We start from the raw sequence: 7,078 nt of genomic DNA, 5'->3' as shown, positions 1-7,078 counted from the left end.
ATCAGAAGATGATCGAAAAGTATATTCGTGATCAAGAAATAGAAGATAGACTGAGTGATAGTATAAGTAAAAAAGAGTATATTGATCCCTTTGCAAAATAGGTAAAGGGAGTTTGCGGTTGGCAGTCTATTAAAAAAAGCCCCTTTAAGGGGCTCGCAGTAACAAGCCCTTCTAGGGCTGACCGTAAAGCCACCAGCTACGCTGGTGGATATTTACTTAATGATTTAATTCGTAGGTTCTAATTGACGATTTGGATCATTATAGGCTGCTAAATCTAATTGATTCATTCTTTTAGCGCTGATGACACCAGCCAAAATGGAATCATTCACATTTAAGGCGGTGCGACCCATATCAATAACGGGTTCGATTGAAACCATCAAACCAATTAACTCGATAGGTAAACCTAAGGCACCAAAGACAATAAGAGAAGCAAAAGTTGCTCCACCACCGACGCCGGCTACACCAAAAGACGAAATGGCGATGGTCGCGATGAGGCTTAACCAAACCATAGGTTGACTTAAATCAAGTCCGACTTTAGGTGCTAGAATGGCCACAAGCATAGCTGGATAAATGCCGGCACAGCCGTTTTGCCCAATGGACATCCCTAGGCTAGCAGCAAAATTAGCAATGGTAGTGGGTACTCCTAATGTTTGTTCTTGGGTTTCAATATTCAATGGGACAGCAGCACCACTCGACCGTGAGGTAAAGGCAAATAATAAAACTTGGCGCACTTTTTGGAAGAAGCGTTTGGCTGACAAACCATGAAGAATTAGGATTAGGGCATGAACCATAAACATAATGAAGAAAGCCGCATAGGATGCAATTAGGAAAGTTCCCATATTCATTAGTGCCTTTAGGCTTGAACTTGCAACCATATTGGTCATTAAAGCTAAAATACCATAAGGGGCTAAACGGAGAACGAGGGTGACCATACGCATGACGATTGCATGCAGTGCATCGATAAGACGTTTAAAGGTAGCTGCTTCGTCAGGATGTTTTCGTTCAACGCCTAGGTAGGCGGTGCCGACTAATGCTGAGAAAATCACGACGGCAATCGTAGAAGTTGGACGTAAACCGGCGAAGTCTTCAAAAATATTGCTTGGAATAAAAGCGATAATTTGCTGAGGTAGGGTTAAATCGGTTAGACTGGCTTGTTTTTCGGTTAAGCTGCTAATACGTGCTACTTCTTGAGCTCCTTTAGTAAAGGTAGCTCCATCTAAGTTAAACAATAAGATCATACTAATACCAATGGCTGCTGCGATTGATACGGTTATCATGAGTAGAGCGATGATATTGAATGAAATTTTTCCTAAGTTATGTTGATCCTTCATTTTGGTAAAAGCGGTGACTAAAGAGACAAAAATTAAAGGAACAATAAGCATTTGCAGTAATTTAATGTAGAGTGAGCCGATGATTGAAATCCAATCATTTAATTGGCTAACCAAATTTTGATTTTGGCCAATCGTAAATTGAATCAAGCCACCTAAAATAATCCCCATAGCTAGGCCAGTCATCACTCGTTTTGAATAAGCCAAGTGCTTATTGCTCAAGTAGTATAGAAAATAAAGTAAAGCGATAAAAATCGCAAGAAATAAGATAAGTAGTCCGTTCATCAGTATCCTCCATTGTAAATATTATTTAGTGCGAGTATAATAGCATACGAGACATATGAATGTAAATACATATGAAAATATTTTCATATAAAAGGAGTAAGTTATGAATCAGCCAAATTTACCCAATGAACGGTTAAAATGTGTCAAAGATCAAATGCCGGATCCAGCTTTTCTGGAAAAGATGGTTAATTTCTTTAAAACGATTAGCCATGAAACCCGCATGAAGTTAATTTCAATTTTAGCTATCGAAGAAATGTGCGTCAGTGATCTTACGATATTAATGGAAATGAATCAGTCAGCGGTCTCGCATCAATTGAAGCTACTTAAAGAACAAGAATTAGTCACGTGTCGCCGCGAAGGCAAAGAAATTTATTATTCGCTTAAAGATCATCATGTTTTAAATATGTATCGACAAGCATACTCTCACCTTGACGAATCAATCGAATATTTTATTTAAATATAGGCTAAATGTATTCGAAAGGCAGATTGTTCTTTATAGAATATGATATAATGAATTCTAAGAGAAGAGAGGGAGAGTCGAAGATGGAAATTAAGGACATTATGCATATATTAGCCGATGATATGAAAGTGGCAGTCTTTGCGACTGTTGATGACGAGGGTAAACCCCATGCCCGGCATGCACATATTGGCGTAGCCAATGAACAAGGGGTCTTCTTCATGACTAGTCCCAAAACTCATTTTTATCAACAATTACAGAGTAATCCACATGTGGCGATTACAGCCATGAAAGAGGATGGGTATACGATTCAAGTAATCCGCATTGAGGGAAAAGCTCAACAAGTAGGAAGAGATCAACTTCAAACTCTTTTGGCGGGTAATCCTTATTTGGAGCAAGTTTATCCTGACGCTGAGGAGCGTTCTAGTGTACAAGTGTTTCATCTTTATCAAGGGCAGGGATTTTATCACAGTTTAACTCAAGGTCATAAATACCGTTTTGAGTTTGGTCAATCTCAAGTGAATGTGCAAGAAATCTAGTTATTGGGGTTGAAGGTATCATCCTGTTTAAGCTTTTAGCCTTATCATCATATTAGTCAAGGACCATTTGGTAACTTGACTATTTTTGTTATAATAAGGGTAAATTATGCCATTATATCTGAAAACAGTTAATCTAAAGTTAATAAGGAGAATTTCAAATGTTAGTGTCAATTGTTATCCCCTTCTATAATGAAGAAGAATCCATTGTAAAGACTCATGAAGCGTTGAATCACGAATTTGTGAAAGAATCTGACATTAATTTTGAGTATGTGTTTGTTAATGATGGTAGTCGAGATCGAACCTTAGATTTGATGAAGGAGATTGTGGCTCGGGATCCTAAAGTCAAATTTGTCAGTTTCTCGCGCAATTTTGGTAAAGAAGCGGCTATTTTGGCGGGGTTTGAGCATGCTACAGGAGAATTAGTGGTCTTAATGGATGGTGACTTACAGCATCCACCTTCTGTCGTCCGCCAAATGATTCAAGGCTATTTAGAAGGGTATGATATTATCTCGGCTAAACGAACCCGAGATGGGGAGTCGCGTCAGCAAACCTTCTTTGCTAAAGCTTTTTACCGTGTTGCCAATAATTTGATGGATATCCGCTTAGTTGATGGTGTTTCGGACTTTCGTGCTTTTAGTCGTCGAGCAGTGGATGCCATTATTTCCTTACGCGAGTACAATCGCTTTTCCAAGGGTATTTTTTCTTGGATTGGTTTCAAGGAAAAGACGATTGAATATCAAAATCAATTACGCCAAGCTGGAACGACTAAATTTAACTTTAAGAGTTCGATGAATTATGCGATTCAAGGTATTACTTCATTCAATGATAGACCATTGCGTTTGTGTGTAAATGTTGGCCTGGGTTGCTTGGCACTTGCAGCGCTGTATGTTATTTGGCAATTTTTTGCTTATATTCTTCACCCTGAGGATGCCGTTAGTGGTTATTTCACGACTATTTTTGCGGTCGTACTATTTGGCGGTATTCAACTGATTTCCATTGGGGTTCTAGGAGAGTATATTGGCAAAATCTATTATGAAGTGAAACAAAGACCCCACTATATTATTGAACAGACGAATATCAAATCGGATCAAGAGAAGTAGAGGTGTCCTGTGAAGAAGAAATTAGTCTATCTTTTAAGTGCTATTATGCCCGTTTTGGTCATTTTAGTGTCATGGAAGTTTAATGATTTTTATCCTTTTGGTAATAAGACGCTGATGGCGGTCGATTTTGGTTATCAATATATCGATCTGTTTGCCTTTATGCGTAAAGCGATATTGTCGGGTGATTGGTCCAGTTTCGCCTATTCTTTTTCTAAGTCATTAGGTGGGACGACTGTTGGGATGTGGGCCTATTATCTGATGAGTCCCTTTAACCTTATCTATCTATTCTTTAAGCCGGCGCAGTTTCCCATAGCGGTGGTGCTGATTATTCTGCTTCGTTATGCGGCTATGGGTTTAAGTTTCGCCTATTTTCTAACCAAGCGTTACCCGGCTCCTGCTAATCGACAAGGCTTGATTGTTTTATTTGCCACTATCTATGCCTTAAATGGTTTTAATGTGGCCTATCAAATGAATGTTATTTTCTTTGATATTTTAGTCATGTTGCCACTTTTACTAGTAGGGCTTGAGGAACTATTAGATGGCGGAAAACCTTTGAAATTCTGCGTGATGCTAGCTATCTCAGTCGTGATGCAATTCTATATGGCTTATATGGCTTGTATTTTCATTGTCTTTTATGCGATATATTACGTCCTAATACATCAGGAAGTTGAACGAACGGTCGGCCAACGACTTGGCGATTTAGTTAAACGGTTAGGCCGCTTGGCGTTATATGCTATTCTAAGTGTGGCTGTGATTGCGGCTTTTGTTAGTCCAGTCTTATTTAATTTGATGAATAGTAAAGGGCAACTACAATCGGGTATGACCTTTGAATGGAAATTCCAGCTCAACCCACTAGACATTCTAGCCAAGTTTATGATGGGGGCCTTTGATAACAAATCGTGGTCAGCGGGTCCGAGCTTGCCGAATATTTATGTTGCTAGCTTAGGTCTGGCTGGTTCAATCTATTTCTTTGTCTCGAAACAGTTTCGTCGTCTGGATAAGGCGGTGGCCGCTTCGATTTTGCTGATTTTCTTCTTCTCAATCTGTCATGAATTCACTAGTAAATTATGGCATATGGGCCAAAATCCAGCCGGTTTCTTCCATCGTTTTTCGTGGTTGATTGCCTTTTTCTTACTGTTTTTGGCTTATCGGGCCTTTCGCTATGAAAGTCAGATTGATAAAAAATGGGTAGGCTTCGGTCTAATTTTGACCGGGCTTTGGTATGGTGTTGTTCAAACTCATACCTATAGTTTCTTATTAGATTGGCAAGTTTATGCGTCTATTATCTGTATGTTGACAGTAATTCTAGCCTTAACTTCAGATATTAAGTGGAAATGGTGGTTGGTGGCCTTAGTGACTATGGGTGAATTAGGGGCGAATGCGTATCTTTCACAATACACTCTTGGTTATGTTGAAGCTGATAAGTTTGCTGATGCGGTTACCAATATTGACCAAGCGGTAGACTTAGTTCGGCCTGGTCAAAAGGATTTTTATCGGGTAGCGAATCTCTTTACTCGGTCAAAGAATGATCCATTTATGTATGATTTTCCTGGTGTATCGAATTTCTCATCTAGTTTGGAACAGTCGACTCGTGATGTCTTTGATCGCTTTGGTTCAAATGGAATCAATGCGGCTACGACTTATAATGGAACAGCTCTCACGGATGCACTCTTTGGCATTGAATACTTTATGGATGATAAGCCTCTTGAACAAGCGAATGCCAAGCATTACTATGGCTTTTATAACGGCTATACGCGTAAAGATATTGTAGAGACTATCTCTCCTATTAAAGAAACGCCGTATTTTGCCATTTATCAAAATCCGCTTCGCTTACCGTTAGCCTATGGAGTTAACCAAGCGACAGTCGGTATCCAAATGGTCAATGGTCAACCGATTACTAACCAGAACAAAGTTCTGCAAGCCATGGCAGGCAACAAACAAATCTATTTTACGGCTTCAAAACCGCATAAGATTGTCATTAATAATATTGCTATTAGTAAAGATACGGCAGGAAAACAGGTGTTTTCACGTAAAGATACCACCAAGACTGGCTTGATTAAATTCCAATTCACTCCGAAAACGGATCACCCAGTTAGTCTCTTCGCGCCAACGGCTTTAAGTTTTAGTGATACCAACCAAAATAATATTACGTTAGATGGACAGCCGTATGGTTATTTGAAGAAGTTTACCGCGGCTCAACTATTTAACCTTTCAGCTGGGGCCAAGGATAAATTACTCAGTGTGGATGTGACAACGCAAACCAAAGAACCTTTGAATCTTGATAATTTACTCTTTGTTGAACAAGATACGAAAGCGATTCGCCAGGTTCTAGAAAAACGGCAAGCGCAAGGAATGACGGTAACATCTTGGACTAACAATCAAGTCCTTGGTACGGTTTCGATTAGTGATGATAGTAAATGGATGATGACATCCATTCCTTATGATCAAGGTTGGGCGGTTCAAGTGGATGGAGAACAAGTGCCGACCATTAATGCTTGGCAAGGTTTCTTGGCGTACCCAATTACCAAGGGACAACATCAAATCAAGATGACTTATATTCCACCAGGTCTATATCTTGGTTTAGCTATCTCTGCTATCTCCATTTTTGCTATCGCAGTCGCTATTTTCTTGTTGCGCAAGCGCTCTTTAGCAAATTAAGGGGTTTTATATTAGATAAGATGAATTAATTTAACGCGTGGCTTAGCTTGGGCCATGCGTTTCTTTGTTGAGTGGCTTGTTATTTCTATTTCTAAAGGGTATGCTAACAGTGAAGGAAACAAAAAGCAGGTGGTAAAATGAGTAATTTAATTTTTGAACGAGTAGCTGACCAAGGGCATCCGTTGGCTTCAGCCGTTGAACAACTTTATTTGGACGCTTTCCCACTAGAAGAACGTAAACCCATTCAAGATTTATATGCCCATCAAGTCGGTCAAGCTTCTGATGTATGGGCCGTTAATAATGAAGTAGGCGATTTTATCGGGCTGGCTGTGACCTTATTGTCTGAACAATTAGTATTAATCGAGTATTTAGCGGTTAATCCAGCTATGCGAAATAATCAATATGGAGCCAAAATATTGGCGCATATGAGCCAACTCTATCCAGACAAGCCCTTGTTCTTGGAGATTGAACCGACTCAAGATTTGGTCGATCAAAATGATATACGCTGGCGTCGTCGCCGATTCTATGAACGCAATGGCTATAAGTTTATCAACCAAACTATTCGTTATTTTGATATTGAATTGGAATTAATGTCTACCCATGATTGGGTGGATGAAGCCAGTTACTTAAAACCTTACCAATTAACCTATGGCGCTAATATTCGCGACCAAATTTACTATTTGGGCAGTACACAAGTTAATAATGATTAAA

At 39.4% G+C, this 7,078-nt stretch carries 6 protein-coding genes; 5 read left to right on the top strand and 1 reads right to left on the bottom strand.

Annotation, left to right across the window (positions count from 1 at the left end; genetic code table 11):
* Positions 1-224: 224 nt before the first annotated feature.
* A complete protein-coding gene (locus EIH20_RS06940; protein WP_124059095.1) occupies positions 225-1,613 on the bottom strand; it encodes an L-cystine transporter in 1,389 nt (462 codons plus the stop codon).
* 103 nt (positions 1,614-1,716) lie between these two features.
* On the opposite strand from EIH20_RS06940, the gene EIH20_RS06935 reads away from it, so the two are divergent.
* From EIH20_RS06935 to EIH20_RS06915, 5 genes are all read left to right on the top strand, one after another.
* On the top strand, positions 1,717-2,070 hold the full coding sequence (locus tag EIH20_RS06935; protein WP_124059093.1) for an ArsR/SmtB family transcription factor: 354 nt from the start codon (positions 1,717-1,719) through the stop codon (positions 2,068-2,070).
* A gap of 86 nt (positions 2,071-2,156) precedes the next feature.
* On the top strand, positions 2,157-2,609 hold the full coding sequence (locus tag EIH20_RS06930; protein ID WP_124059091.1) for a pyridoxamine 5'-phosphate oxidase family protein: 453 nt from the start codon (positions 2,157-2,159) through the stop codon (positions 2,607-2,609).
* Positions 2,610-2,767: 158 nt separating this feature from the next.
* Complete coding sequence (gene pgfS, locus EIH20_RS06925) at positions 2,768-3,709, top strand: glycosyltransferase PgfS (protein ID WP_124059089.1); 942 nt, start codon at positions 2,768-2,770, stop codon at positions 3,707-3,709.
* Positions 3,710-3,718: 9 nt separating this feature from the next.
* The gene (locus tag EIH20_RS06920; protein WP_124059087.1) at positions 3,719-6,367 is read left to right on the top strand and encodes a YfhO family protein; all 2,649 of its coding nucleotides are present in this window, start codon (positions 3,719-3,721) and stop codon (positions 6,365-6,367) included.
* A gap of 137 nt (positions 6,368-6,504) precedes the next feature.
* On the top strand, positions 6,505-7,077 hold the full coding sequence (locus tag EIH20_RS06915; RefSeq protein ID WP_124059085.1) for a GNAT family N-acetyltransferase: 573 nt from the start codon (positions 6,505-6,507) through the stop codon (positions 7,075-7,077).
* Position 7,078 lies beyond the last annotated feature (1 nt).

This window comes from Vaginisenegalia massiliensis (genome assembly GCF_900604935.1).
Taxonomy (GTDB): domain Bacteria; phylum Bacillota; class Bacilli; order Lactobacillales; family Aerococcaceae; genus Vaginisenegalia; species Vaginisenegalia massiliensis.
This window is presented reverse-complemented; position numbering and strand designations above follow the sequence as displayed.

Bases quoted from the DNA above. Each gene is read 5' to 3' on its own strand.
- EIH20_RS06940 (WP_124059095.1), bottom strand. From the start codon at position 1,613: ATGAACGGACTACTTATCTTATTTCTTGCGATTTTTATCGCTTTACTT.
- EIH20_RS06935 (WP_124059093.1), top strand. From the start codon at position 1,717: ATGAATCAGCCAAATTTACCCAATGAACGGTTAAAATGTGTCAAAGAT.
- EIH20_RS06930 (WP_124059091.1), top strand. From the start codon at position 2,157: ATGGAAATTAAGGACATTATGCATATATTAGCCGATGATATGAAAGTG.
- pgfS (WP_124059089.1), top strand. From the start codon at position 2,768: ATGTTAGTGTCAATTGTTATCCCCTTCTATAATGAAGAAGAATCCATT.
- EIH20_RS06915 (WP_124059085.1), top strand. From the start codon at position 6,505: ATGAGTAATTTAATTTTTGAACGAGTAGCTGACCAAGGGCATCCGTTG.